This is a genomic window from Streptomyces pseudoechinosporeus, assembly GCF_054783935.1.
Window position 1 is genome coordinate 116722 of sequence record NZ_BAAGPS010000024.1, and the last position, 26380, is coordinate 143101.

Consider the following 26380-nt stretch of genomic DNA (forward strand, 5'->3'; position numbering starts at 1 on the left):
GTCAGTGTCCGCAAGGGACGCAATGGAGTGTGGCGACGATGAGGAGCCACGACGACACACCGCCCGACGGTCCGGACTACCCCTTCGACGAGACCGCCACGGCACGGGCCGTCCTCGACGCGGACGGCATCATCGTCGAGTGGAGCGAGGGCGCCCGGCGCCTGCTCGGCCATGCCCCGGCCGATGTCCTCGGCCGGCCCGCCGCGGATCTGCTGGCCCCGGGCGGCGAGGCCGCGGGGCCCGAGTCGACGAGCACTCGCTGGAGCGGAGAGCTCGCGCTGCGCCATCAGGACGGCCGCCCCCGGAACGTATGGCTGCTCGCGCACCGGCGACGGCCCGAGCGCGGCGACCGCAGCGACTGGCTCCTCGTCTCGCCCCTGGGCGGCAGGGACCCGCTGCCCGACGGCGATCCCCTGACGACCGCGCTTCTGGAACAGTCCCCCTGCGCCACGGCGATCTACGACGAGCGGCTGCGGCTGCGCCGGATCAACGAGGCGATGGCCATCGCGATCGGCCTCCCGGAGGAACGGATCCGCGGGCTGCGGTTCCCCGAGATCGGCGGCAAGCCGCAGAGCGAGGACCTCGAACGGCATCTGATCCGGGTGCTGCTGTCCGGGCAGCCCGAGGATGTGCAGACGTACATGCGGGTGGGCGACGTCCGGGAGCCGCACGCCTGGCTGGCCCGCATCGCGCCGCTCACGGATCCCGAGGGCAGGGTGCGCGGCGTCTGTCTGACCGCCCACGACTTCACCGAGCAGCGCCTTGCCCGGGAACGCCTGCAGCTCGTCAACGAGGCGAGCATCCGCATCGGCTCCACCCTCGACGTCAGACGCACGGCCCAGGAACTGGCCGACGTGTGCGTGCCCGCGCTCGCCGACTTCGTCAGCGTCGACCTGATCGATCCGGAGGACCAGAGCGGCGAACTGAACTCCGGACGGCTGTCCGCCCCTGTCAGCCTGCGCCGCGCCGCCCACCGGTCGGTGAACCCGGGCAACCCCGAGGCGATGGTCAAGCCGGGCCAGGTCGACGTCTACCCGGCGTCCTCGCCGCAGGCCGACTCCCTGCTGGCGGGCCGGCCCATCGTGGCCTCGGACCTCGCGTCCACGCTGTCGGAGTGGCTCGCCTGGGACCGGCCGCGCTTCGAGCGCGTCAAGGAGTACGGCATCCACTCGACGATGTCGGTCCCGATGCAGGCCCGCGGCGCGCCCCTGGGCGTCGTCGTCTTCACCCGGTTCCGGCGGGCCGAGCCCTTCACGCCCGACGACGTCCTGCTGGCCGAGGAGGTCGCGGCCAGGGCGGCCGTCTGCATCGACAACGCCCGCCGCTACTCCCGCGAACGCGCGACCGCGCTCGCCCTGCAGCGCAGCCTGCTGCCCCGGACGCTGCCGCGCACGGCCGCCCTCGAAGCGGCCTCCCGCTATCTGCCCGCGGCCCAGGCCGGGGTCGGCGGCGACTGGTTCGACGTGATCCCGCTGTCGGGCATGCGGGCCGCCATGGTCGTCGGGGACGTCGTCGGCCACGGCGTCCAGGCGTCGGCCACGATGGGGCGCCTACGGACCGCCGTCCGCACGCTCGCCGACATCGACCTGGCTCCGGACGAGCTGCTGACCCACCTCGACGACCTGGTCCTCAGGCTGTCCACCGAGGCGGGCACCGACGGCACGACGGGCGAGGTCGGCGCCACCTGCCTGTACGCGGTGTACGACCCGATCAGTCGCCGCTGCACCCTCGCGCGGGCCGGGCATCCGCCTCCGGTGATGCTGCCGCCGGACGGCCCGCCCCAGGAGATCCACGTACCGCCCGGGCCGCCTCTGGGTCTCGGCGGGCTGCCGTTCGAGTCCACCGAGCTCACGCTCACCGAAGGGACCGTGCTCGCCCTCTACACCGACGGCCTGGTAGAGAGCCGCGACCGGGACATCGACATCAGCCACCGAATGCTGTGCCAGGCGCTGGCCCGCCCCTCGAGCTCCCTGGACGACACCTGCCACCACGTCCTCCAGTCTCTGCTCCCGCCGACCGGCGTTGCCGACGACGTGGCCCTGCTCCTCGCGCGTACCCGTGGACTTCCGGCCTCTCAGGTGGCGACCTGGGACATCCCGGCCGACCCCGCCCTCGTCGCCCCGGTCCGCAAGCAGGTCGTCCGGCAGCTGGGGACCTGGGACCTGGACGAGGCGGCGTTCACGACGGAGCTCGTGGTGAGTGAACTCGTCACCAACGCCATCCGGTACGGCGAGCGTCCCATCCGGCTGCGCCTCATCCACGATGCCGACACGCTGATCTGCGAGGTGTCGGACGCCAACCACACGGCTCCGCATCTGCGTCGCGCCAAGACCTTCGACGAGGGCGGTCGCGGACTGCTCCTGGTCGCCCAGCTCACCCAGCGGTGGGGCAGCCGGTACACGCCCGAGGGGAAGACGATCTGGGCGGAGCTGACGCTGGACGAGGGCTGACGTCCTCCAGCGCCCTTCGGGTCATCGTCGGCCGCCCCCGCCTCCGTCGCCTCCGAAGTCGTATCCGCCGCCGCCTCCGAAGCCGTACCCGCCGTCGCGTCCGCCGTCGTACCTGTCGTCGGAACCGTCGTTCGAGCAGAAGTAGCCGTAGCAGGGCTGGTCGGGGTCGGGCGTGGGGGTCGACTCGGACGGCGTGGGCGTCGGCGTGGGAGACGGTGTGCGGCCGGGAGTGGGCCGGGCGCTGCGCGTCGGTTCTGGCGAGTCGCCGTCCGTGTACGCGTTGATCCACTCCATCTGGAGCGAGTCCACCGAGGTGTCGAACTGCCAGCGCTGGGTTTCGCTGTCGTCCCGGGTTTTGAGGACGAGGTCCGTCTTGCCTTCTGGCGCGGCGGGTGTCAGGGCCAGTTCCGCGCGTGCGAGCGGCACCAGGCTGTCGTCGAGGGTGAGGTCGTACCGCATGTTCTTGGTGTCCTGCTTGGTCCGGCCCTCGCACTTGCCCAGCCGGACCGAGGAGGCGAGGCGGGAGTCGAGGCACAGCTCGGGGGCGTCGAGGCTGCGGAGGAGGCCGTCGCTCTCGTACGACCACTGCTGCCGGGCGGAGGAGGTGCAGGTGGTGAGCACGGCTTCCGCGTCCTTGACCGTCTTGCTGCCGGCGATGCCGACGCACAGATCGTTCCCGGCATTGCGCAGCCGGCCGCGCACGGTGCCGGACGGCGAGTCGTCCGAGCCGGCTCTGGACGGATCGGCATCGGGCGCCTGGGAGCCGGGTGTCCTGGACGCCGTCCCCGTTCCCGCGTCGGAGGGGGGCTGAGAGTCGTCCCTGTCGCCGGCCCACAGGACGAGCGATACGACGACGCCCGCGCTCACGGCGAGCGCGGCCAGGGCGAGGGTTCTCCGGCCGCGCGAGCGCCTTCCGGGCTCGAGGAGGTGAGGCTCCGCGGGAGGAAGGTCGAAGTGCTGCTCGGTGAGGTCGTCGGGGTACGTGGGGGCTTGCGCCTCGTGGTGGTGAGCGCCCGCGGGGGCGGTGGTCCAGGATTCGCCCGAGGTGAGGGGCACGACCGGGCCCGGCGGCGGCTCCTCCATGAGCGGGCCCGTGGGTGCCTGGGCCACGAGGGGGCCCGCCTGTGCTTCCTCGAAACGGGCACGGCGGCCGGGCCGGGAGTCGAGATAGGGCCGTGCTCCCCAGCCGAGCACCGCCTCGGCCAGCAGCACCGGCAGCCGGCCGCCGGACTGGTCCAGTTGGTCGGCCGCGTACCGGCAGTACCCGCATTTGTTCAGGTGCCGTAGCAGGTCGCGACAGGTATTGCTGCCGCGCCGGAGCGAGGCGTCCAGCAGTCGGTTGTAGCGACGGCACTCCTCCCGGGGGGCGAGTTCGCTGTGCGCCTCGAGAGTGCCCACACGTAAGAGGTCACGCGCCCGCTCCAGCTGTGCGGGAGCGTCGGCGGCGGTCAGGCCGAGCAGTTCGGCCGGTATCGCGAGGTCCTCCGCCTCGACTTCCACGTGCCACAGAATGCAGCGGGCGGGCTCCGGCAGCTCCTGAAATGCGCGGGACACCAGGCGCCGGTTCTCCGGCGGAAGAAGCCGTGCCGTGGCGCGGTCGCCGTCCTCGGGGCCGGAGTGGAGATCGGGGTGGAGCTGGGAGCGCCGGTGGTCCGCGTCCCATTCGGCCGCGATACCGCGCACGGTGACCAGCAGCCGCGGCAGCCATGCCACGGTCGATCCCGTCCGCCGCTCGTATTCACCGAACGCCCGTGTGAATGCGGCGGTGGTGAGCATTCCGGCGTACTGCGTACTGCTGGTGCACAGTCGCGCGTACGAGTGGACCGCTGCCCAGTGTCGTGCCAGCAGTTGCTCGTCCGTCGCGCCGTTCACGTGCACTTTCCTCCAAGGACCTTGCCGAAATCAGTGCATACCAGTCGGTATGGAATTGCCACACCACCAAACGCACCCTTGCACAGCGCACCATCCCGGTACAAGCGAAACCTCTCAACGCCCGTTTCTACCCGAGTAGTTGTAGCCGACAAGGCGTCAACAAGAGTTCGCTCCGAGGTGATTCGAATTTCATTTCTCGAAGTTACCTGGAGTATGTGCCGATTTGCCGTCCAGGAAGGGCAGACGTCGGATGTTCTACGGGGCGCGGAGTCCGGCCCGATACGCGCCGGGAGGCGTCCCGTAACGCCGTCTGAAGACGCGGTTGAAGTGGAACGGGCTGGTGAAGCCGGAGGCCGCCGCCACCCGTTCCACCGGCAGGTCGGTGGCCTCCAGAAGCCGGGCGGCGTGCAGCAGTCGTGCGGCGAGCAGGGCCCGCATCGGGGACTGACCGAGCTGCTGGCTGAACAGGTGCGCGAACCGAGAGGGCGACAGCGACACGCCCGCGGCCAGCGACTCCACGGTGTGCGGCGCGCCCGGATCCGCCGCGATCAGCGCCTCGGCCCGGCGGATCCGTACGTCGATGCCGGACCGCTGCGGCTCCGAGCGCGCGGTGGCGGCCGCGAGCAGCACGATCGACTCCAGGGAGCAGAGGGCCAGTTCGCGGGCCGCGGCTCCATGGGCGATGGCGACCTGACCGGGCTCGGCGGAGCCCGGCGTGGCGATCCGGCCGGGCGGTGCGCCCTCCCCCGTCCACCGCGCGTCGGCCAGCATCCGCCGGAACGCCGACTCCACGCGCTCGTGCACGTCGCCCGGGACCACCGTCACCACGTACAGCCGGTCCCCGCGTGCGTACGGCCGCAGCCAGCCCGCCCACGACGGCCTGGCCTGGCAGTGCACCCACCAGAACGCCCAGTGCCGCGCGCCCGGCGCGACCGCGTACCGATGGGGTACGTCCGGTCCGAGGACCACCAGATCTCCCGAGCCCGCCCGCGTTTCGACGGCGCCCTGGCTCAGCCGTCCGTGCCCGCCCGTGGTCCAGGTGAACAGCCAACTGTCCGCGCCGCGCGGCCGGTTGACGCTGTAGCCGGGCCGCTCGTCGAAGCGGCCGACGGTGACGAGACCCGGCGGCGGGGCCGGGACAGCAGGCTCGGGCAATCCCTCAGCGTTCACGGGCATCCTCCCGAAAGACGCGGCGGCCTAGCGTGGAATGGACGAAGCCCCCGCCGGAAAGGGTGAACGCATGACAGTCACGGACATCGGCGCCTTCCATGAGCCCATCCTGCCCGAGGCCGGCCACCGGCAGTTCGAGGAGGACGGCTTCACGGTGCTGCGCGGACTGTTCGGCCGGGACGAGATCGCCGAGCTGAACGCGGAGTTCATGGCCCTGCACGCCGCCGGTCCGGTGCCCGGCCACTTCGAGCCGCGCGTGTCGGAAACGCTGGGGCCCGCCGATCCGCTGCACCGCTACCCCCGCGTGATGCATCCGCACCGCATCAACGACCTGGCGCTGCGCTTCCTTCTCGAACCGCGACTGCGCGACGTCCTGGAGACCCTCTTCGGCGAGGAGGTCCTCGCCGCCCAGAGCATGTTCTACTTCAAGCCGCCGGGCGCCCGAGGCCAGGCCCTGCACCAGGACAACTTCTATCTCCGTGTCGAGCCGGGCACCTGTGTGGCCGCGTGGATCGCCTGCGATGTGATCGACCGGGAGAACGGCGGCCTGGAGGTCGTTCCCGGCACGCACAAGATGGACCTGTTCTGCCCGGAGGAGGCCGACGAGGGGCTGTCGTTCGCGCGGGAGTACGTACCGCCGCCGCCCGGCCTCGCCGCCGTGCCGGTCGACATGTCGCCGGGTGACGTTCTGTTCTTCAACGGCACCCTGGTGCACGGCTCGCAGCCGAACGGTAGCGCCGACCGGTTCCGCCGGTCGTTCATCGCCCACTACGTGGGGCGGTCGGCCGAGTGCATCGGGAGCCACTACCGCACGCTGACGATGAGCGGTGATCCCGTTCCGCTGCGGGAGAGCGAGGGGGCGGGGCCTTGCGGGACGGAGTTCGCTCCGGCGGGCCCACACTGAGCGCTCCGCGGGAAGCTGCGGGTTGGTGGGTGGTTGCTCGCGCCGTTCCCCGCGCCCCTTTGGGTCCGGTGGGCGGGTCGGGGCCGTGGGCCGGTGCGTCAGCCCGTCGCAGGCCGGGCGTACGACCCGGTGTTGGTACACGGTCCTGGTTCTCCGAGACCGAACCTACGCGACGGGCATTTGACGCACCGGCCCACGTCCCCTCCCGCCGGTGGGAGGCTGCGGGCACGTGGGGGCTGGTGAGCATGGTGGCTGGCGGCTCCGGGAGCGCCCCTTCAGGGGCGCGGGGAACGGCGCGACCAGCCACGACGCACCCGCAGCCGCGACACGGCGTGTCACCCACCCCCTGATGGGGTCTGGGGCGCAGCCCCAGTTTCGGGAAGGGGCGGGGCTGGGGAAAGAAACCTCCCCCCACCCCAGTAGGCGTCAGGACCGCAACAGCCGCGCCCCGGTGAGGTCCAGGACGCCGTCCTGCCAGGTCAGCCCCCGCAGATCCGACACGACGACGGAGGCGTCCGTGGCCAGGCCCCGTTCGCCGACTCCGATGACGTACGCCCCTGCCGCGGCCCCCGCGGTCGCGCCCGCGACGCTGTCCTCGAAGACGACGGTCGTCGCCGGGGCGAGTCCGAGCTTCTCGGCCGCCGCGCGGTAGCCGTCCGGGGCCGGTTTGCCGTGGGTGACGTCGTCCGCGGTGATGAGCACGGGTGGCAGCGGCAGGCCGGCGGCAGTGAGGCGGGCTCGGGCGAGGGCGGTGACGCCGGAGGTCACGATGGCCCAACTCCCTTGCGGCAGGCTGGTGAGCAGGTCGTGCGCGCCGGGCAGCGCGGTCGTGAGGGCCGTGGCTTTCAGCTCCAGGCGGTCGATCTCGGCGAGCGCTGCGGGCCGCTCGTCCGGGTCGGCGACGAGCAGCGCGACGGTGTCGGCGGAGCGCCGCCCGTGCACCATCGCGGTGACCTCCTCGGCCGGCAGGCCGCGCTCCCGGGCCCACCGGCTCCATGCCTGGTCGACGCCCGCGTCGGAGTCGACCAGGACGCCGTCGTTGTCGAAGAGGAGGCCTTGGCAGGGGATCTTCATGCGGGGTCCTTCAGCTGACGGGACGGTTGCGGTATCGGCCGACGAGTTCGCGCGCGGCGACCTGCATACGGGCGGGCGGCAGGCCCCGGGCGATCAGTGTCAGGTCGTCGACCACCATGTCACCGATGGTCCAGAACGCCTCCGGGATGCCGCCCGCGCGGTGGGCGGAGAGCACCAGCCCGTCCAGGCCGCGAGCGGGGTCGTCGGCGGCGACGGGTTCCTCGGGCCAGACGTCGATACCCGCCAGCAGCCGGCCCTCGGCGACCCGCGTGAGCAGAGCCGGGAAGTCGACGACGGGTGCCCGGCTGATGAGCACGAGCCGGGCACCGTCCGGCAGCAGGTCCAGTTCGCGCTCGCCGAGCAGATGGCGGCTCTCGTCGGTGACGGTGGCCAGCACGAACACGAACCGGCTGCGGCTCAGGGTCTCGTCCAGCGTGGCGGGCACAAGGCCCTGCTCGCGCAGGACGGCGGGCGGCAGCCAGGGGTCGTACACCCGGAGGGTCGGGCGGAAGGCCGCCAGCAGCGGGTGGAGGGCACGGCCGAGCTGGCCGAAGCCGATCAGGCCGATGTCCGAGCCCCGCAGCAGTACGGCATCGGCGTTACCCTCGGACACATACCGCTCCCGCCCGGCGCGGAAGGCCCGGTCCTCGCGGCTGATGCCGCGCGCCAGGTCGAGCGCGAGCCCGAGTGCGTACTCGGCGACGGCCTGGGCGTACGCGGGGCCGCAGTTGAGGAGGTGGATGCCGCGCTCGAAGCAGGATTCGTAGTCGACGTGCGGATAGAAGTTGCCCTCGACGTTGAGCACGGCCCTCAACTTGCCTGCCCGAGCGAGCCGTTCGGCCGGCAGTTCGGGCTGTCCGACGACGGCGAAAGCGTCGGGCAGGGCCTCGTCGAGGGCCGCTTCGGAGTCCGGTTCGATGACGGTGAAGCGGTCGTGCAGCCGGGTGAGCGCGTCCGGCGTGAAGATGCGGTCGGTGGGGTGGGGGGCGGCGCGCAGGATCACGAGCGGCTTGTCGGGGGTGCTCACGGCTCTCCTTGCATCCGTACGGGAACAGGCGGCGTCCTCACGAAACGGTAACCGCCTCCGCGATGGGCCCCGCTGTGCGAACTTGACGTGCGCGTCGCCCCCCAGCTTTGATCCTGGCGTGCCGAGGCGTGCAGGACTCGCGATGGACCGAACGGGCAGGCCCGTCAAGCGGGTTGCCGTTGCCCTGGCCGCCCTCGTGGCGCTGGCCGCCTGTACGTCCGGGTCCGGCGAGGACACCACCGCACCGCCGAAGCCCGGGACCGTTCGCCTGCCGCCCCGGAACGCCGGCTTCGACTACCAGATCGGCGGCGCCTATCCCCCGCCGGCCGGCGTCCGTATCGTCGCCCGCGACCACGGGGATGACCCCGCCCCGGGCCTCTACAACATCTGTTACGTCAACGCCTTCCAGGCCCAGCCGGACGCACGGGACGACTGGCCCGCCGACCTGCTGCTGCGCGACAAGAACGGTGAGGTCGTGATGGACGGCGACTGGGACGAGGCGCTGCTCGACATCGGCACGCCGGCGAAACGGGGGCGCATCGCCGCCCGGATCAACCAGTGGGTCGACGACTGTGCGGCCAAGGGGTACGACGCCGTCGAACCGGACAACTACGACAGCTACACCCGTTCACGCGGCCTGCTGACCGCCAACGACGCCATGTCCTTCATCAAGCTGCTCTCCGTGCATGCGCACGCCCGTGGCCTGGCCATCGCGCAGAAGAACACCGTGGAGCTGGCCGGCCTCAAGTCCCGTACGGGGCTGGACTTCGCGGTGGCGGAGGAGTGCGGCGCGTACAACGAGTGCGGTGCGTACGCGGAGGCCTTCGACGACCGGGTCGTGGTGATCGAGTACACCGGCCGCGGTCTGGAGAAGGCCCGTTCGGGCTTCGGGGACCGGCTGAGCATCGTGCGCCGGGATGTGCAGGTGTCGACGCCGGGCGATGACGGCTACGTCCGCGAGTGAGCCAGCAGCTCCAGGCCCCGCTCCCAGCGGAACCCGTCGTCCGGGCCGCCGAAGGCGCGCTCGCCGAACCGGACACCCATCGCGCGCAGCCGCTTCAGGCTCTCCTGGTAGGCGGGGTGCGCGGTCAACGCCTCGCCCACGCAGGGCAGTACGGCGATCGGCACGCCGAGGCCGTACGCCTCGCAGAGGGTGCCGAGGGCAAGGGTGTCGGCGATTCCGGCCGCCCATTTGTTGAGGGTGTTGAACGTCGCGGGCGCCACGACGACGGCGTCCGGGTCCGGGAACGGGCGCGGGTCGCCCGGCGACCGCCAGGCGGACCGGATGATCCGCCCGGTCTGTTCCTCGACCGCCGCGGTGTCGAAGAAGCCCATGGCGGGCGGGGTCGCGATGACTCCGACATCCCAGCCCCGCCCCTGCGCCAGGCTGATCAACTCGCCGACGTCCTCGGCGACTCCGGCAGCGCAGACGACGACGTAGAGGAAGGGTTTCCGGGCTGGATCAGTCACCCTGGAAACCGTACTCAACGGATCTAGGATCCAACGCGCGGTCGATCAACGTCGCTGATTGACTGGGACCGTGGCACGTTGCAGACTCAATCCAACATTCAACGAAGAAACGTTCACCAGGCGGACAAGCGGCTGAGCCTCGGGGGCCTGGTCGTCTTGCCCCGCACGACGGGAAGAGCCCCCCATGACCCTCCATCGTGACCTGCTGATCGGCGGCAAGGACCTGCCCGCCGCCTCCGGCCGCACCGCTGAGGACGTGAATCCGTACAGCTCCCAGGTGTACGCCACGGTCGCCGCGGCCGGCGTCGAGGATGTCACGCGCGCCGTGGACGCCGCGGATGCCGCGTTCGCCGGCTGGGCCGCGACCAGCCCGGTGGTCCGGCGCAAGATCTTCCTCGACGCGGCCGACCTGCTGGAGTCCCGCGTCGAGGACGCCGTACGGACGATGGCTGGCGAGGTGGGCGGGACGCGGCCCTGGGCCATGTTCAATGTCGGCCTCGCCGCGAACATGCTCCGCGAGGCCGCCGCCGCGGTCACCGCCCCGCGCGGCGAGGTGCTGAGCGCCCAGACGGAGGGTGCGCTCGGCCTCGCGGTCCGGGAGCCCGTCGGCGTCGTGGCGGCGTTCTCGCCGTGGAACGCCCCGGTCATCCTCGGCGTCCGTGCCGTCGCCGCCCCGCTCGCCGCGGGCAACACCGTCGTGATGAAGCCGAGCGAGGACGCCCCGCTGGCCTGCGGTCTCTTCGTCGCGGACATCCTGCGGGACGCGGGCCTGCCCGACGGCGTACTGAACGTGATCACCAACGCCCCCGAGGACGCGGCCACCGTCGCCGAGGCGCTGATCGCCGACCCTCGTGTACGGTCCGTCAACTTCACCGGTTCCACCGGCGTCGGCCGCGTCATAGGCGTCCACGCGGCCCGGCACCTCAAGCCCGCGCTCCTCGAACTCGGCGGCAAGAACTCCGTGATCGTGCTGGCGGACGCCGATGTCGACTACGCGGTCGACGCCGCCGTCTTCTCCGTGTTCATGAACGCCGGCCAGATCTGTATGTCGGCCGACCGGCTCCTCGTCCACGAGAGCCTCGCCGAGGAGTTCACAGCCAAGTTCGTCGCGAAGACCGAGTCGCTCGTGTCCGGCGACCCGGCCAACCCGCACACGGTGGTCGGCCCGCTGGTCACCCCGGACGCCGCCCGCCGGGTCGCGGCGCTGGTCGAGGACGCCGTCGCCAAGGGCGCCACCGTGCTGACCGGCGGTACGGCTCCCGAGGGTGCCGTACACCCGGCGACCGTGCTCACCGATCTGCCGGAGAACGCCGAGCTGTACCACGGCGAGGCCTTCGGCCCGCTCGCCGTGATCAGTACGTTCGGCACGGACGACGAGGCGATCGACTTCGCCAACTCCACCGAGCACGGGCTGACGTGCGGCATCATCACCGAGAACGGCACCCACGGGCTGACCGTCGCCCGCCGGATCCGTACCGGCATCGTGCACGTCAACGACCAGTCCGTCGCCGATGAGCCGAACGCTCCCTTCGGCGGCTTCAAGGCCAGCGGATACGGCCGGTTCGGCGGGCGCTGGGGCATCGAGGCGTTCAGCAACACCCGCTGGGTGACACTGGCTACGCAGCACGCGCACTATCCGTTCTGAGCCGTTCGTTTCACCGGGTGCTGTGGGGTAGTAGGTGGTGAGTGCGCCTCTGTGGTGGTTCACCACGTATACGACGATGGGAACGATGGCATGCCTCTTGAAGGTGAGTACGAGCCCAGCCCTGCCGGGTGGGTACGTGAGCAGGTGGAGTTGATCGAGAGCTCCGGCGGGACGCAGGGGACGACGTTGATGGACACGGGAATGCCCGTGATCCTGATGACCACCCGAGGCGCCAAGAGCGGCAAGATACGCAAGACGCCCCTCATGCGCGTGGAGCACGAGGGCACGTACGCCGCCGTCGCCTCTCTGGGCGGTGCCCCCAAGCACCCGGTCTGGTACTTCAACGTCAAGGCCGATCCCCACGTGGAACTCCGGGATGGCACGGTCATCCAGGACATGACGGCACGCGAGGTGACCGGTGAGGAAAAGGCGGTGTGGTGGGAACGCGCCGTCGCGGCATACCCGCCCTACGCCGACTACCAGAAGAAGACGGACCGCGAGATCCCGGTCTTCGTACTGGAACCGGTCGACGAGCGCTGATCCGCCGCACCCGGCGTGTGCTGATGTTCCTCCGATCCGGCAGGTCCGGCAGGATTGAAGCGCCGTGCGCCGGGCACACGACCCTCAGGCCCCGCCGCGCTCCCCCGTCGCGGCGGGGTCGCCCGCTGTCAGGGACGGGGGAGAACTCGCAGGTCAGCCGCCGCGTGGCTCGCGGCGGGCGGCTCGCTTCGCGGTCAGTGCGTCCGTGATGTCGAGGAAGATCTGGTCGGCTTCCGGGATCGCGTAGGACACGGTGCGCTTGATGCGTTCTGCGACCAGTTCGACCTCTTCGCTGTCCAGGCCGGGAGTCAGGTCGATCCGGGCCGCCACAAGGGTCGAGTCCAGGCCCAGCTCCATCGTCAGCAGGGACTCCACGGAGTCGATCTCCGGCTGCGCCTCCAGCAGGGCCCGGATACGGCGGCTCTGCTCGGGGTCCGCGGCCCGGCCGATCAACTGGTCGCGGGCGTCGCGGCCCAGGCGGTACGCCACGTACACGAGCAGCGCCCCGATGGCGAGCGAGGCCATAGCCTCCCAGACGACCTGGCCTGTGGCCATGTGGAGCGCCATCCCGGCGATCGCGAGGGTCACGCCGAGCACGGCGGTGACGTCCTCGGCGACGACCGTCCGCAGCGCCGGATCACGAGCCCCGGAGGCGCCGCCCTGGACGCGCACCTGGTGCAGGGCCCGCAGCAAGGAGATCCCCTCGGAGACGAGGGCGACCCCGAGGACGACGAGCCCCGCCACATAGCCGTCGTACGACTCGGCTGCTCCCCTGCGCAAGGCCTCGAAGGCCTGCAAGAAGGAGAAGCAGCCGCCCATCACGAAGATGCCGACGGCTGCCAGGAGCGACCAGAAGAAGCGTTCCATGCCGTAGCCGAAGGGATGGCGGCTGTCGGCGGGACGCCGGCTGCGGCTCAGGGCAGCGAGGAGGAACACCTCGTTCATGCTGTCGGCCACGGAGTGCGCCGCCTCCGAGAGCAGCGCGGGCGAGCCCGCGACCAGGCCGCCCACCGTCTTGGCCACGGCGATCACGACGTTCGCGGCCAGCGCCACCAGCACGGTGACACGGGTTCTGCGGTCCGAGGTGGTCAACGGCTTACGGCTCACTTCGGCCGATTGCCCCAGTCGCGCGCCCTCACACGGAGGTGAGCGCCGAATTCGGGGAACTCCTGTCATCAGGGCAGGTCGGGGCACACCTCAGGAAGGACAGGCCAGGAAGGACAGGAGGGACGGGAGCCATGAGTGACACCGACGGCAACGACATGAGCGCCATCGACGGCAACGAGGCGTACGGCAGGAAGTCGTTCAAGCGGTCCAAGAGCCACTTCACGGACCGCATCACGGCGGACGCCCGGGACGGCTGGCCGGTCGAGGCCGGCCGCTACCGGCTGGTCGTCAGCCGGGCCTGCCCCTGGGCGAGCCGCGCGGTGATCTCCCGGCGGCTGCTGGGTCTTGAGGACGCCCTGTCGCTGGCCATCGCCGACCCCATCCAGGACGACCGCAGCTGGCGCTTCACGCTGGACCCGGACGGCCGTGACCCCGTACTCGGCATCCGGTTCCTCAGCGAGGCGTACGACGCACGCGAGAGGGACTATCCGGGCGGCGTCAGCGTCCCCGCGATCGTGGACGTCCCCAGTGGCCGCCTGGTCACCAACGACTTCCAGCAGATCACCCTGGACCTGGCCACCGAGTGGACGGCCCTGCACCGGGACGGAGCGCCGGACCTGTATCCGGCCCGGCTGCGCGACGAGATCGACGAGGTCATGGAGGAGGCGTACGAGGACGTCAACAACGGGGTGTACCGGGCCGGCTTCGCCACCGGCCAGGAGGAGTACGAGGCGGCCTGTGAGCAACTCTTCCGGCGGCTGGAGCTGCTGTCGGCGCGGCTCGCCCGCCGGCGTTATCTGGTCGGCGACACGATCACGGAGGCAGACATCCGGCTGTTCACCACGCTGGTCCGTTTCGACGCCGTCTATCACGGCCACTTCAAGTGCAACCGCTGGAAGTTGACGGAGGATCAGGTGATGTGGGCGTACGTCCGCGATCTCTACCAGACGCCCGGCTTCGGCGACACCGTCGACTTCGACCACATCAAGCGGCACTACTACCAGGTGCACACGGGCATCAACCCGACCCGCATCGTGCCGCTCGGCCCCGACCTGTCCGGCTGGCTGACGCCGCATCGCCGTGAGGAGCTCGGTGGCCGCCCGTTCGGCGACGGGACCCCGCCGGGGCCCGTGCCCGAGGGCGAGCGGGTCCCGGCAGCCGGGCGGCCCTGACCCGCGCGTACAAGAACACGGTCAACGACATATGGACAAAGACATAAGGAGTCAGCGATGCCGAAGAAGCAGAAGAAGAAGATGAAGCTGCCTCTCGCCTACAAACCCCTCGGTTTCCTGCTCGGCTGGACGAGCGGAACGCTCGCCACCAAGGCCTTCCAGAAGACGTGGAAGGCGATCCGGCACGAGGACGACGCGCCCGACGCACTGGACAAGGAGCGGAATTGGGGCGAGATCCTGCTGGCCGCAGCCGTCCAGGGGGCCATCTTCGCCGTCGTCCGCAGCGCCGTGGACCGTACGGGTGCCGCGTTCATCGAGCGCAGGACCGGAGTGTGGCCGTCCGGCGAAAAGGGAGGCCGGGACTGAACTCCCTTACCGTCCCGTAAGGTTGGCTTCCGGATCGACGGCCGGAAGGCAGGAGAGCGAGCTGTGAGCAACCAGCCAGAGGTGGGCGACACCGTCGAGGACTTCGCGTTGCCCGACGAGACCGGCACGCCCCGGAAGCTCTCCGAGCTTCTGGCCGAGGGTCCCGTCGTCCTGTTCTTCTATCCGGCCGCCCTCACGCCGGGCTGTACCGCCGAGGCGTGCCACTTCCGCGATCTGGCCGCCGAGTTCGCCGCCGCCGGGGCGCGGCCGGTGGGGATCAGCGGCGATCCGGTCGACCGGCAGCAGGAGTTCGCCGGGAAGCACACGCTGGGGTTTCCGCTGCTGTCCGACCCGGACGGGGCGATCCGGGAGCGGTTCGGCGTGAAGCGCGGTTTCACGATGGCGCCCACGAAGCGGGTCACGTTCGTCATCTCCAAGGACCGGAAGGTACTCGAGGTGGTGCGCAGCGAGTTCAGGATGAGCGCGCACGCGGACCGCGCCCTGGCGGCCCTGCGCTCAGCCTGACTGCCACTCTGCGCTCAGCCCGACCTGGCGGCGGTGTTCCCACCCGCCGCCCATCCAACGCGGGCTTTTGGCCAAGATCGTCTGAAGAGTAACCAAGGTCACGGCGAAGTCACGAAGGTCACGGCATAGATCATTTACGATCGGGGCAGCCTCGTAGCGCAATCGAGTCAACTTTCGTCTCGGGAAGCGCAGTTCGAGTCAGCGGTCGATCGGTTCCGATCGCTCGCGCGCAGGGTGGGGGGCCCTGTGAATCGTCTCCAAGAGAGGATGCGAATGCCGCAGGACGTCAAATTCGACCTCCCCTTCACCACCCCCATCAGCGAGCATCTCGAGTACGCCCGGGCGCGTCATCTGCGCTGGGTCTGGGACCGTCGCCTGGTCCGCAGCAAGGAAGGTTTCGAGGAGTACCAGTCCTGGGATCTGCCGCAGGCCGCCGCCCGTACGTATCCGCACGCTTCGGCCGAGGACATGGTCGTCCTCATGAACTGGTTCTCGCTGGCCTTCCTTTTCGACGACCAGTTCGACGCCGGCAGGCCGGACCGCGCCGACCGCATAGCGGAGGTGGCGCGCGAGCTCATCGTCACACCACTGCGTCCGGCGGGGAGCACGCCACGGGTGGACTGCCCGATCACGGTGGCCTGGGCGGAGGTCTGGGCGCACCTTTCGGAGGACATGTCGCTGACGTGGCGTACGCGGTTCGCGGCCTCCTGGGGCCGGTTCCTCGTGGCGCACACCGAGGAGGTCGACCTGGCGGCCCGCGGCCTGGAAGGCACGCTCGGTCTTGAGGAGTACGCCGAGTTCCGCCGCCGTACGGTCGGCATTCACCACAGCATCGACGCCGGTGAGCGCAGCCGTGGCTTCGAGGTTCCGGCGCAGGTGCAGGCCCATCCGCTGATGATCAGGATGCGGGATCTGGCCGCGGACACCATCGGGTTCATGAACGACATCCACTCCTTCGAGCGCGAGAAGCGCAGAGGAGACGGACACAACCTGATAGCCGTGCTGCACCGGGAGCGCCGGTGCACCTGGGAGGAGGCGGCCGACGAGGCGTTCCGGATGACCACGGACTGCCTCGAGAGGTACCTCGAACTGGAGGCCCAGGTACCGAAGATGTGCGACGGGCTCGGCCTGGACGAGGAACAGCGGGACCAAGTTCGGATGGGTGTCGAGGCCATCCAGCACTGGATCAACGGCAACTACGAGTGGGCCCTGACCTCGGGCCGGTACGCCGCCGACAAGGAAAGCCCGGCGGCTGCCGCCGAGTTGGCGGGCCGGGGGTCGCTGGACGACTTGCTCGCGGTCTGAGGCGTACGGCACTTACAGACACGTATGGAACGGTTCGGCCGGCCACCCTCGTTGGTGACCGGCCGAACGAACTCCCAAGCCGCCGTACGGACTTCTACGCCGCGAACTCCACCGGCAGCCGATCCAGCCGCGCCTCCCACGTGGAAGCCGTCGACGTGAGTTCCTCGGCTGCCACCGCGAGGCGCAGGCCCGGCAGGCGGTGCAGCAGGACGTCGACGGCCGTCTCGATGATGGCCTGGCCGATGTTCTGCCCCGGGCACTCGTGCGGGCCGCCGCTGAAGGCGAGATGCGACTGGTTGCCGTGCACGGAGATACCGACGTCGGGCCGTACCTCCGGGTCGACGTTGCCCGCGGTCAGGCCGAGCACCAGCAGGTCGCCCTCCTGGAGCCGGTGTCCGCCGAGTTCGAGGTCGGTGGCGGCGAACCGGCCCGGCAGGACGGCCAGCGGCGGGGTGTTCCACATCACCTCCTCGACGACCGCGGAGATGTTCAGCTGCCCGCTGACAAGACCGGCGAGCCGGGTGGTGTCGGTGAGGAGCAGTTGCAGCACCCTGGCGAGGAGGTTGCTGGTGGTGGTGTGCGCGGTGATCAGCACCAGTCGCAGGTGGCTGAGGACCTCGTCGTCGTCGAGGTCGGCGTGGTGCTCGAGCAGCCCGGTGGTGAAGTCGGAGCCGGGCTCCAGGCGCTTGCGCTCGGTGAGTTCGCCGAGGATCTGCATGATGCGGTCGTTGTGCAGGACGGCGTCCTCGCCGCCCTTGAGCACCTGCGCGGAGGATTCGGCCAGCCGCCGCCCCTCCCCCTCCGCGAGTCCGTAGATCCTGGTGAGTACGAGCATCGGCAGGTACTCGGCGTACTCGGCCACGAGGTCGGCGCTGCCCGCGCCCGCGAAGGCGTCGATCTGCTTGTTCGCGAAGTGCGTGACGTGGCGACGTATACCGCGGCCCGTCACGGCCTGCAGGTTGTCGGTGACGGCGCCGCGCAGCCTGCGGTGCGGTTCGCCGTCCTGGGACACGCAGTCCGGTCGCCAGCCCAGCATCGGGATCAGCGGTGAGGTGCTCTCGACGCGGCCCTCCTTCCAGTCCCGCCAGATCCGCGCGTCGCGGCTGAACTGACGGGGGTTGTCGAGCACCCGTCTGTTCTCCCGGTAGCCGAGCACCAGCCAGGCGGGGATGTCGCCTTCGAGGAGTACCGGCGCGACCGGCCCGTGTTCCTTGCGCAGCCTGGCGTAGATGCCGTGCGGGTCGCTCGCCGCCTCGGGCCCGTAGAGGCGGGTGAAGTCGTCTCCCCCGCCGTGCGCGACGGGGCAGCCGTTCGGGGCATCGGGGCCGTTCAAGGGCTGGTCGGTCATCGGGACTCCAGAGCGACGGCGGAGCGTTCCTTGAGGTGACGTATCAGGGCGATGAGTACGTCACGGCTGGAGGCCCGGTCGCGGGCGTCGCAGGCCACGACCGGGGTGTGCGGGGAGATGTCCAGGGCGTCCCGGATCTCTTCGATCGGGTGCTCCTTGGAGTCGGGGAAGACATTGAGGGCGATGACGAAGGGGACGTTCTGCCGCTCCATCTCCTCGATGGCCCGGAAGCTGGAGGCCAGCCGACGGGTGTCGACCAGAACGACCGCGCCGAGCGCGCCCTTGAACAGTCCGTTCCACAGGAACCAGAACCGCTCCTGGCCGGGCGTCCCGAACAGGTACAGCACCAGCTGTTCATTGATGCCGATCTTGCCGAAGTCGAGGCTGACGGTGGTCTCCTGCTTGTCCGCCACCCCGATGAGGTTGTCGACGTCGGCGCTGGCCTGGGTCAGGGTCTCCTCGGTGGTGAGCGGCTTGATGTCGCTGACCGAGCGGACCATGGTGGTCTTTCCGGTGCCGAATCCGCCGGCGATCATCACCTTCACCGAGCGGGCGCCGGCCGGCAGCGTGCCGTCCGCCGACTGCCGGTCGGGATGGTCAAAGCCTTTCAAGTCCACTGAGTACCTCCTCAAGGAGCGCGAGGTCGGGCCCGCGACCGGCGCCGGACGCCGGGATGGGATCACGGGCTTCGATACGGCCTGCGTCCAGCAGATCGGCCAGGAGCACCGCGAGAATGTTGAACGGCAATCCGAGGTGGGCGCCGAGTTCGGCGACCGACAGCGGATCGCGGCAGCGCCGGAGGATCTCCTCGTGCTCGTGCTGCATGCCGGGGACGGCGGCGGCGCGGGAGATGATGAGGGTCGCCACATCGAGGCTCGACGCCGAACCGCCCGGTCCGCTGCGGCCGCCTGTGAGGACGTAGTAGCGCTCCAGACCGGACGGGTTCAAGGGTCGGCTGGGACCACTCATCCAGAGTGCTCCTCCAGGCGCGGAGTGGTACCGAGGAGCTCACCCATTCTGCGGGCCAGATCCCTCATCTGATGGCCGAGCAGGCCCTGGTCGAGGCCTTCCCTAGCGAGGACTCCGAGGTATGTCTCCACGCCGGCCCGCACCACGAAGAGGTGGCCGCCGTCGACCTCGATCATCGCGAGGCGCAGCTGCCCGGCGTAGGCAGGGAACTGCCCGGCGACCGGCTGGGCCAGCGCCTGCAGTCCCGCCACCACGGCGGCGAACCGGTCCACGTCGTCGGGGTCGTCGGCGCCGTAGGAGGTGATGGCCTTTCCGTCGCTGGAGGCCACCAGGGCGAAGCGGATCTCCTTGATGCTCTCGACCAGGTCGCGGAGCGCCCAGCTCACGTCGGTTCCCTGTTGCGTCATGTGGACTAGTCGCTCTCTTCAGTGCGGTGCTCGGTGGACTCGGGTCCCGCGGCGGACTCATGTCCCGCGGTGGACCCGCCTCCGTCGGTCGGCTCGCGTCCAGCCGTGGCGAAGGCGGCCAGGCCGGCGAAGGACGCGTCCGGCGGCACGGCGTGCGAGGCCGTGTTCATAGATGTCGCGGCCGTCTCGTCGCGTACGACCGGCTTCGGCCGTCCCGGCTCCGTTCCCGACTCCGTGCGCCTGCGGCGCCTGGGCAGACCGCCGGGTGTGGTGTCCACGGCTGCCCCAGCAGCCCAGCCGTCCCCGGCCTCCTCGGCCGAGGCATGAGCGGGCTCGGCCTCGGCGGCCTCGGTGCTCGGCGCCGCGGGCGTGGCAGAGACCTGTGCGGCGGGAGCCGGAGCCGCGACGGCGGCGGGCAGCGGACTGAAGTACTTGTGCGGTACGACCACGACGACCGAGGTGCCGAGCCAGGGCGAGTCCGCGAACGTGACCCTGATGCCGTAGCGGCGGGCCAGGGCGCCCACCACGCGCAGCCCTAGGTGGGCGTCCTCGGACACACCGCCGAGACCGGGGCCCGCTGCTTCGCCCGCGAGCGCCGCGAGCGCCTCCTGCTTCTTCTCCTCGTTCAGGCCCTTGCCGGAGTCCTGGATCTCGATACCGACGCCGTTCGGCACCTCCTTGCCGGAGACAACCACGGGCTCGGTGGGCGGCGAGTAGCGCGCGCCGTTGTCGAGAAGGTGGGCGAAGATCAGCGTGAGGTGGTCCACCAGGCCGCCGTCGACGCCGAGTTCGGGCAGATGGCGGACCTGGACCCGGTCGAAGTCCTTGATCCGGCCGATGCCGCCGCGGACCACGCTGAGCAGCCGCTGCGGTTCCTGCCACTGCCGGCCGGGCCGGTCCGAGCCGCCGAGTACGCCGATGCTCGCGGCCAGACAGTCGGCGGGGCCGATCTCCTGGTCGAGTTCCATCAGGCCCTGGGCCACGGCGGGCAGCCTGCCGTGCTCGCCCTGCATCTCGTGCAGGCGTCCGCGCAGCTTGCTGGTCAGCACGTGGATACGGCTGCCCATGCTGATGACGGCCTGTTCGGCCGAGGTGGAGCGGTTGAACTCCTCCTCCACGCCGATCAGCGAGGTCCTGAGCACCTTGCGCAACTCGGCCCGCAGGTCGGCGCTGACCTCCGCGCATTGGTTGACGGTGGGCAGCACATCGTCGATGGCCTCACCGCTGCGCAGCCGTTTCAGCGCGTCCGGCAGCTGGGTGTCGGCGAGCAGCGCCACGGCGGCCTGCTGGCGGTCCAGCTGCACCTGCCAGGCCTGGGCCTGCTCGGCGATCCGCGCCTCGTACGCCTGGGCCTGCTCGCCCAGTTGGGCGTCGCGGGCCGCGCGCTCGGCGGCGTACTTCCGCTCAAGACCGGCCACATGCTGCTGCCACTGCTGGGCATGCTCGGCCTGCGCGTTCCTGAACTCGCCCGCGCTACGTCGCAGTTGATGCTGGGAGCGAACCAGTAAACGTACGCAGAAGGCACTTGCCGTCGTCGTCAGAGCCCCGGCGACGATCGCGGCTATTCGGGTCTGATCGGATTCCGCGAAAGCGGCGACCACGGTCCCGGCGCCCAGGCTCAGAGGCAGCAGCCACCAGCCGTACCAGGAGACCGGAGCCCGCGCCGCCGGTGGCGGAGTGGCAAGTTCCATCTGCATCCTTCGAAGCAACACGGTCGAACAGGGGGGTGGGAGAAGCTCGTGGACGCACTCGACGCGCGGCGGTCAACCGCGCGGCGGGCATGCGTGGACAGCGAGCTAACAACGGAGTGCTACCGCGCCAACTCGCCGCGCCACAAGGAACCTTATCGGGTTTGATCTCCTGACTATCAACCTCCCGGCCCACATCCATACGGCTTTCGCCACGCTCCGACCTGGGACATTCGAGTCGACAAATCCCTTTACCCGTCTCCCCGACCCTTCATGACGGTGTGACACAAGCACGCGGATACGCCATGGGACACACGGGCATGCATTCCATGATCGCCCCCCTACCCCGGGTTGACCTTGAGGAGATGTACCAATGAGCGGCATATCAGGTACTTCTGCGGCGGCTCCCACCGCGCCCGGTCGCCTGCCCCTGATCGGGCACGGGCACCAACTGGCCAGACGTCCCCTGGAGTTCATGGACTCGCTGCGCAGTCAGGGCAGCGTCGTCAAAATCCTGATAGGACCTACCGCCGCCTATGTGGTCACCGATCCGGCCGTCACCCGCCGGGTGCTGGTGACGGAGGTCGACGCGTTCGCCAAGGGCGGCAAGATCATCGATGCGCTGCGGGTGTTCTTCGGCGACGGGCTCGCCACAATCGCCGACGGCGACCTGCACCTGAAGCACCGACGGCTGATGCAGCCCATGTTCAACAAGGCACACATCGCCACCCGGGGCGACGTCATGATCAGACACGTACGGGCCGCGACCGAGGCGTGGGCGGAGGGGGTCGCGCGGGACACGTACGAGGACATGAACGACCTGACACTGTCGACCTTCCTCGTCGCGCTCTTCGGTTCGGGACTGCCGGGGCACGTCGAGGAGGAGTTCCAGAGCCTGATGCCGGCGATCATGCGCGGCACGATCCGGCAGACCATCCTGCCGGGCTGGGTGACGAAGCTGCCGCTGCCCGCGAACCGCGCGCACGAACGGCGGGTCGCGCGCCTGCGGACGCTCATCGACCAGGCCATCGACCATCACCGCGCCCAACTGGCCGCGGCACCGGACACGTCGGCCGGGCCACCCGCCGGCTGCCCCGCGCACACGGGCAGCCCGACGGACAGGCCCACGGGTAACTCGACGGGCAACTCGTCCGAAGGCGGCCTCTTCTCCACCCTCCTCACTGCCGACGACCCCGAGACGGGCCCCCTCTCACGCCAGCAGCTCCAGGACGAGGCGATCACGCTCCTCACCGGCGCCATCGAGACCACGGGGACGACACTCGCCTGGACCCTGTACGAGATCAGCCGGAACGCGGAGATCGAGCGGCGGCTGCACGACGAACTCGACGCCGTGTGCGGCGACCGGCCGCTGCGCCAGGAGGACCTGAGCTCGCTGCCGTACATGCGCAGTGTCCTCAAGGAAGCCATGCGCATGTACGGCCCCGCCTGGCTCGTCACGCGCAGCACCACGCGCCCGGTCGTCCTCGACGGACACCCGATCCCCGAGGGCGCGGACGTCGTCTACAGCCCGTACGTCCACCAGCACGACCCCGACGTCTACGCCGACCCCAAGGCCTTCGACCCGGACCGCTGGGAGCCGGAGCGCGCCAAGAGCATCAACCGCACCTCGTTCCTCGCCTTCGGCGACGGCCGCCGCAAGTGCATCGGCGAGGAGTTCGCCTGGACCGAGCTCCTCATCGTCCTGGCCACCGTCGTCCAGCGCTGGCGCCTGACCCTGACATCGGCTCCCCCACGCCCACAGGCCATCGTCACGGTCAAGCCGGACAAGCTCTCGATGACACCGCAGCTGAGGGTGCCGAAGACGACGGAGGAGAAGGCGGAACAGCCCGTCTGATGGCGCGCATATCGCATGTATAACGCGCTCACGCCCCCGCCATGAAGCGTTCCCGGCGCTCGGGGTCACTGACTCCGAGGCCGGGGGCGGGCGCCAGGGAGAGGACGCCGACCTTGCCGAGGTGCTCGTTGTTCTGGACCAGACGGGCGGCCTCCGCCGTGGCGGTGAGGGGATAGGTCTCGGTGAGCGCGGGGGTGACGTGTCCGAGGTCCAGGAGGCGGCCGACGGCGGCCTGTTCCTGCAGGTTGGAGCCATGGCTGCCGATGACGCGCTTGAGCCGCATCCACAGGTAGCGGTTGTCGAACTCGTGCTGATAGCCGGTGCTGGAGCCACAGGTCACGACCGCGCCACCACGCCGCACGACGAACACGGAGACACCGAAGGTGGCCCGGCCCACGTGCTCGAAGACGATGTGCGGATCCTCGCCCGTCGCGGCCCGGATCAGCTTCCCGAGCCGCTTGCCGATCACCGTGGGATCGGCGGGCGCCGCACTGCTGGTGAGACCGATCTCCTCCCGGTTGATGACCACGTGACAGCCCAGGCTGCGGGCGTACTCCGCCTTCCGCTCATTGCTGACGACGCCGACGGCGATCCCGCCGCCGTTACGGACGAGTTGGACGGCGTACGCACCGAGCCCGCCGGCCGCTCCCCAGATCAGGACGACGTCGCCCTGTGTCATCCGGGCGCCCCGGTCGCTGACGAGCATGCGGTACGCCGTGCCCGCGCACAGGGGGTTCGAGGCCGCCTCCTCCCACGTCAAGTGGGCTGGTTTCGGCAGGAGTTGGCTGGTGCGCGCGATGCAGTAATGGGCCAGCCCGCCGTAGTTGGTCTCGAAGCCCCAGGCCAGCATGCCTGAGCCGAGCATGCCGTCGGCGTGGGTCGCCGGGTCCTCCTCGTCGACGTACACCGGGCTCACGACGACCTGGTCGCCGACCCGCCACCTGCGCACGCCGGAGCCGGTGCGGACGACGACGCCGGACGCGTCGGAGCCGATGACGTGGAAGGGCTGGTCGTGCCGGGCCGCCCAGCGGTCCTGGCGGCCGAAGTGCTTCAGGAAGGTGAAGGTTGGGATGGGCTCGAACATCGCCGACCAGACGGTGTTGTAGTTGATGCCGCTCGCCATGACGGCCACCAGCACCTCGTTCGGGGCGAGTTCGGGCATCGGTACGGAGCCGAGGTGGATGGACTTGCGGACGTCCTTGTCCGCGACTCCGGTGAAGCTGTCGATGTCCTCCGCCCGCAGATGGGCGGCGGTGTAGTGACCGGGCAGGGGAAGCTGTTCCAGTTCGGCACGGGTGGCTCCCGCCACCACGGCTTGGGCCAGCGCGTCCATGTTTTCCTCCTTGGTGGGGCCTTGAGAGGTCAGCTCAGGCCGAGGCCCGCTGCGAGCGTCGGCCACGAGGCCTTGAACTCCTGCCGCCAGTTCGGCCAGTTGTGTACTCCCCCGCTGTAGAAGTGCGTCTCGGCCGGGATGTTCAGAGCCTCCAACTGCCTTGCGAATCGGTGCGCTTGGGACCACAGGACGCCTTCGAGCACCGCACCTTCGATGTTGCCGAGGTCATCGCTGGGCAGTCCGCTGCCCTGCGAGATGTACAGCTTGGTGCCCTTGAGGTGACGTGCCTGGGCGTAGGGGTTGTGCCGGGTCCAGTTGTCACGCTGGAACAGCGGGCTGCCCCACAGCGTCAGGGGCGGCAACTGTTCACGGGCGACGATCGCGTTGAGGACGGTGGGCATGCCGAAGGCGGTGGTGTCGAGGATCCCGCTGTACGAGGCCGCCGCCCCGAAGGTGCCTGGGTGCCGCGCGGCGAAGGCGAGGGCTCCGTAGCCGCCGGTGGAGACTCCTGCGACGGCACGCTTCGTACCGGCCCTGAATCTCTGTGCCAACAGGCCCATCAGTTCGTCGACTTGGAACGTCTCGTAGTCCGGTGCGTCGGCGCTGCCGTTGTTCCACCAGTCGGTGGGGATGCCGGTGGGACCCGATGCCGGCATCACGGTGAGGACGTCCTTGTCCGCCATGAAGTCGGCGACGTCCGTCTCGCGGGTCCAGGAGGTGTAGTCGTCGTGGGCGCCCTGGAGGAGGTAGAGGACGGGCCAGGTGCGGTTCGGCTGCGCGGTGTAACGCGTCGGCAGGATCACGCGTACGGGCAGGGTGGCGCCGACCGCCGGGGAGTCGACCATGAGGTCCACGGTGCGGGCGTCCAGCCAGTTCTCCCCCACGATGGCGGCGCCGTCCACGTCTGCCACGGTCGCCGCCGTGGGTGCCGCGGACGACTGCGGGGCGAGCACAACTCCAGTACCGAACAGGGAGGTTGTGAGCGCGAGGGCGAGAGCGCAGCGGCGCTGCAGACGCGGTATCGGACGCGGCATAGGTGTAGTCCCTTCAGGATTCCTTCAGGAGTCCCGCAGATCGCGTGTCAGCAGTCCGGCGAGTACGTCGACGACCGGTGGGTCGAGCAGTGACAGGTGGTGGCCGGGCAGCGGGACGACGGTGAGGTCGGTGCAGTGGGCGTCCCAGCCGAGCGCCCGGTCTTCGCGCTCGTAGCGGGGGTCGCGGACCGTGTGCGGGGCGGACTCGCTCGCGCGGTAGAGGAGGGTGCGGCCGGTGTAGGGCCCGGGTGTGTGGCGTTCGCCGCTGCGGAGGTCCAGATACGAGGTGCGCTGGTGCTCCAGTACGGAGTCGGGCAGCTCGACGGTCTCGCTCAGCACCTTGAGGACGAGGTCGATGCGGCCCATGTCGTCGAGTCCGGCGAGTTCGTCGTACGGCAGATCGAGGCGGGTGCCGTAGTCGCGCTCCACGTACGCGGCGAAATCCTGGAAGTGGCGCAGGGCCAGCTCGGTGGCGGTGAGCCCGGTCGACAGCGGCAGGACCGAGTCGAGCAGGACCAGGGCGGAGACGGTGCCGTGTGGAGAGAGGAGCCGGGCCGTCTCCTGGGCGACGACACCGCCGTACGACCAACCGCCCACCGCCCAGGGCCCGTTGGGGCTGACCTCCCGGATACGCCGGGCGAACTCCGCGGCCCGGCCCGGCACATCGTCGGGATCCGGCTGTCGGTCGAAGCCGTGGACCGGGCGGTCACCGTCGAGTCGTGCGGCCAACCGGGCGTAGACGTCGGCGGATCCGCCTGCGGCGTGGGCCAGGAAGAGGGGGGCGTGCGGGCCGGTGGCGGGGAAGGCGCGGAGGCGCTCCGGTGCGGTGGGCCACTCGCGTGCGGGAAGGGCCTCGGGTACGGGGAGGGCCGGGTGCCCCAAGTCAGCGTCAGCGCCCAGCAGTTGGGCCATCCTCCGCAACGTCCCCTGCTTCAGCAGCACTCCGGGCTCGACCTCGACATCGAACTCCCGCTCCACGACGGCCCGTATGCGCACGGCCGTGAGCGAGTCCAGGCCGAGGTCGGTCAACGGCGTGTCGGGATCGATGTGTTCGGGGCTGTATCCCATCACTCCGGCCACGCACAGCCGCAGCCGTTCGACGGGACTCATGTCGCGGTC

The 26380-nt window shown here is 70.3% G+C and carries 23 protein-coding genes and 1 pseudogene; 10 read left to right on the top strand and 14 right to left on the bottom strand.

Annotated elements, in window-relative coordinates:
- Positions 1-38 precede the first annotated feature (38 nt).
- Positions 39-2450 carry a SpoIIE family protein phosphatase gene (locus ACYVO6_RS25925; protein WP_461065080.1) on the top strand — a complete coding sequence of 804 codons (2412 nt, stop codon included), beginning with the start codon at positions 39-41 and terminating at the stop codon, positions 2448-2450.
- A gap of 21 nt (positions 2451-2471) precedes the next feature.
- Here the strand turns inward: ACYVO6_RS25925 and ACYVO6_RS25930 are convergent, their stop codons facing one another.
- Both ACYVO6_RS25930 and ACYVO6_RS25935 read right to left on the bottom strand, forming a co-directional pair.
- Positions 2472-4322 (bottom strand): ricin-type beta-trefoil lectin domain protein, encoded by a 1851-nt coding sequence (locus ACYVO6_RS25930; RefSeq protein ID WP_461065082.1) that lies wholly within the window; start codon positions 4320-4322, stop codon positions 2472-2474.
- A 255-nt stretch (positions 4323-4577) separates the two neighbouring features.
- The gene (locus ACYVO6_RS25935; RefSeq protein WP_461065084.1) at positions 4578-5498 is read right to left on the bottom strand and encodes a helix-turn-helix domain-containing protein; all 921 of its coding nucleotides are present in this window, start codon (positions 5496-5498) and stop codon (positions 4578-4580) included.
- Positions 5499-5562: 64 nt separating this feature from the next.
- Here ACYVO6_RS25935 and ACYVO6_RS25940 point away from each other — a divergent pair, with 64 nt between their 5' ends.
- Positions 5563-6396: a phytanoyl-CoA dioxygenase family protein gene (locus ACYVO6_RS25940; RefSeq protein WP_461065086.1), complete on the top strand. Its 834-nt coding sequence runs from the start codon at positions 5563-5565 to the stop codon at positions 6394-6396.
- Between the two features lie 426 nt (positions 6397-6822).
- Here the strand turns inward: ACYVO6_RS25940 and ACYVO6_RS25945 are convergent, their stop codons facing one another.
- Complete coding sequence (locus ACYVO6_RS25945; protein ID WP_461065088.1) at positions 6823-7470, bottom strand: HAD-IA family hydrolase; 648 nt, start codon at positions 7468-7470, stop codon at positions 6823-6825.
- Between the two features lie 10 nt (positions 7471-7480).
- Positions 7481-8497, bottom strand: a complete 1017-nt coding sequence (locus tag ACYVO6_RS25950) for an NAD(P)-dependent oxidoreductase (protein ID WP_461065090.1) — start codon at positions 8495-8497, stop codon at positions 7481-7483.
- A gap of 142 nt (positions 8498-8639) precedes the next feature.
- Between ACYVO6_RS25950 and ACYVO6_RS25955 the strand changes: the two genes are divergently transcribed.
- On the top strand, positions 8640-9461 hold the full coding sequence (locus tag ACYVO6_RS25955) for an endo alpha-1,4 polygalactosaminidase (RefSeq protein ID WP_461065092.1): 822 nt from the start codon (positions 8640-8642) through the stop codon (positions 9459-9461).
- Here ACYVO6_RS25955 and ACYVO6_RS25960 read toward each other — a convergent pair.
- On the bottom strand, positions 9446-9967 hold the full coding sequence (locus ACYVO6_RS25960; RefSeq protein WP_461065094.1) for a flavoprotein: 522 nt from the start codon (positions 9965-9967) through the stop codon (positions 9446-9448). The genes ACYVO6_RS25955 and ACYVO6_RS25960 overlap by 16 nt on opposite strands.
- 184 nt (positions 9968-10151) lie before the next feature.
- Between ACYVO6_RS25960 and ACYVO6_RS25965 the strand changes: the two genes are divergently transcribed.
- A complete protein-coding gene (locus tag ACYVO6_RS25965) occupies positions 10152-11612 on the top strand; it encodes an aldehyde dehydrogenase family protein (RefSeq protein ID WP_461065096.1) in 1461 nt (486 codons plus the stop codon).
- A gap of 90 nt (positions 11613-11702) precedes the next feature.
- Positions 11703-12152, top strand: a complete 450-nt coding sequence (locus ACYVO6_RS25970; RefSeq protein WP_461065098.1) for a nitroreductase family deazaflavin-dependent oxidoreductase — start codon at positions 11703-11705, stop codon at positions 12150-12152.
- Positions 12153-12308: 156 nt separating this feature from the next.
- On the opposite strand, the pseudogene ACYVO6_RS25975 reads toward ACYVO6_RS25970, so the two are convergent.
- Positions 12309-13328, bottom strand: a pseudogene (locus tag ACYVO6_RS25975) (cation diffusion facilitator family transporter); the annotation flags it as partial.
- A gap of 62 nt (positions 13329-13390) precedes the next feature.
- On the opposite strand from ACYVO6_RS25975, the gene ACYVO6_RS25980 reads away from it, so the two are divergent.
- The 4 genes from ACYVO6_RS25980 to ACYVO6_RS25995 all read left to right on the top strand — a co-directional run bounded on the left by ACYVO6_RS25980 (position 13391) and on the right by ACYVO6_RS25995 (position 16627).
- Positions 13391-14431 carry a glutathione S-transferase family protein gene (locus ACYVO6_RS25980; protein WP_461065100.1) on the top strand — a complete coding sequence of 347 codons (1041 nt, stop codon included), beginning with the start codon at positions 13391-13393 and terminating at the stop codon, positions 14429-14431.
- Positions 14432-14488: 57 nt separating this feature from the next.
- Complete coding sequence (locus ACYVO6_RS25985) at positions 14489-14797, top strand: DUF4235 domain-containing protein (RefSeq protein ID WP_461065102.1); 309 nt, start codon at positions 14489-14491, stop codon at positions 14795-14797.
- A gap of 63 nt (positions 14798-14860) precedes the next feature.
- Positions 14861-15322, top strand: a complete 462-nt coding sequence (locus tag ACYVO6_RS25990; RefSeq protein WP_461065104.1) for a peroxiredoxin — start codon at positions 14861-14863, stop codon at positions 15320-15322.
- Between the two features lie 273 nt (positions 15323-15595).
- Entirely contained in the window at positions 15596-16627 is a 1032-nt protein-coding gene (locus tag ACYVO6_RS25995) for a 7-epi-alpha-eudesmol synthase (protein ID WP_461065106.1), read from the top strand.
- Between the two features lie 94 nt (positions 16628-16721).
- Here ACYVO6_RS25995 and ACYVO6_RS26000 read toward each other — a convergent pair whose 3' ends face one another.
- The 5 genes from ACYVO6_RS26000 to ACYVO6_RS26020 are packed head-to-tail and all read right to left on the bottom strand — an operon-like array spanning position 16722 to position 21042.
- On the bottom strand, positions 16722-17975 hold the full coding sequence (locus tag ACYVO6_RS26000) for a cytochrome P450 (RefSeq protein WP_461065108.1): 1254 nt from the start codon (positions 17973-17975) through the stop codon (positions 16722-16724).
- Positions 17972-18592 (bottom strand): GTP-binding protein, encoded by a 621-nt coding sequence (locus tag ACYVO6_RS26005; RefSeq protein ID WP_461065110.1) that lies wholly within the window; start codon positions 18590-18592, stop codon positions 17972-17974. The genes ACYVO6_RS26000 and ACYVO6_RS26005 overlap by 4 nt, the downstream gene beginning before the upstream one ends.
- On the bottom strand, positions 18573-18944 hold the full coding sequence (locus tag ACYVO6_RS26010; RefSeq protein ID WP_165254733.1) for a DUF742 domain-containing protein: 372 nt from the start codon (positions 18942-18944) through the stop codon (positions 18573-18575). Before ACYVO6_RS26010 ends, ACYVO6_RS26005 begins: the two co-directional genes overlap by 20 nt.
- Positions 18941-19351: a roadblock/LC7 domain-containing protein gene (locus ACYVO6_RS26015; protein ID WP_033319016.1), complete on the bottom strand. Its 411-nt coding sequence runs from the start codon at positions 19349-19351 to the stop codon at positions 18941-18943. Before ACYVO6_RS26015 ends, ACYVO6_RS26010 begins: the two co-directional genes overlap by 4 nt.
- A gap of 5 nt (positions 19352-19356) precedes the next feature.
- Entirely contained in the window at positions 19357-21042 is a 1686-nt protein-coding gene (locus tag ACYVO6_RS26020) for an ATP-binding protein (protein ID WP_461065113.1), read from the bottom strand.
- Between the two features lie 370 nt (positions 21043-21412).
- Here ACYVO6_RS26020 and ACYVO6_RS26025 point away from each other — a divergent pair, with 370 nt between their 5' ends.
- Complete coding sequence (locus ACYVO6_RS26025) at positions 21413-22894, top strand: cytochrome P450 (protein ID WP_461065115.1); 1482 nt, start codon at positions 21413-21415, stop codon at positions 22892-22894.
- Between the two features lie 28 nt (positions 22895-22922).
- On the opposite strand, the gene ccrA is transcribed toward ACYVO6_RS26025, so the two are convergent.
- From ccrA to ACYVO6_RS26040, 3 genes are all read right to left on the bottom strand, one after another.
- Positions 22923-24227 carry a crotonyl-CoA carboxylase/reductase gene (gene ccrA / locus ACYVO6_RS26030; RefSeq protein WP_461065117.1) on the bottom strand — a complete coding sequence of 435 codons (1305 nt, stop codon included), beginning with the start codon at positions 24225-24227 and terminating at the stop codon, positions 22923-22925.
- A 29-nt stretch (positions 24228-24256) separates the two neighbouring features.
- A complete protein-coding gene (locus ACYVO6_RS26035) occupies positions 24257-25261 on the bottom strand; it encodes an alpha/beta hydrolase (RefSeq protein WP_461065119.1) in 1005 nt (334 codons plus the stop codon).
- Between the two features lie 24 nt (positions 25262-25285).
- Positions 25286-26380 (bottom strand): non-ribosomal peptide synthetase (locus tag ACYVO6_RS26040; RefSeq protein ID WP_461065121.1); only part of this gene is annotated, 1095 nt, incomplete at its 5' end.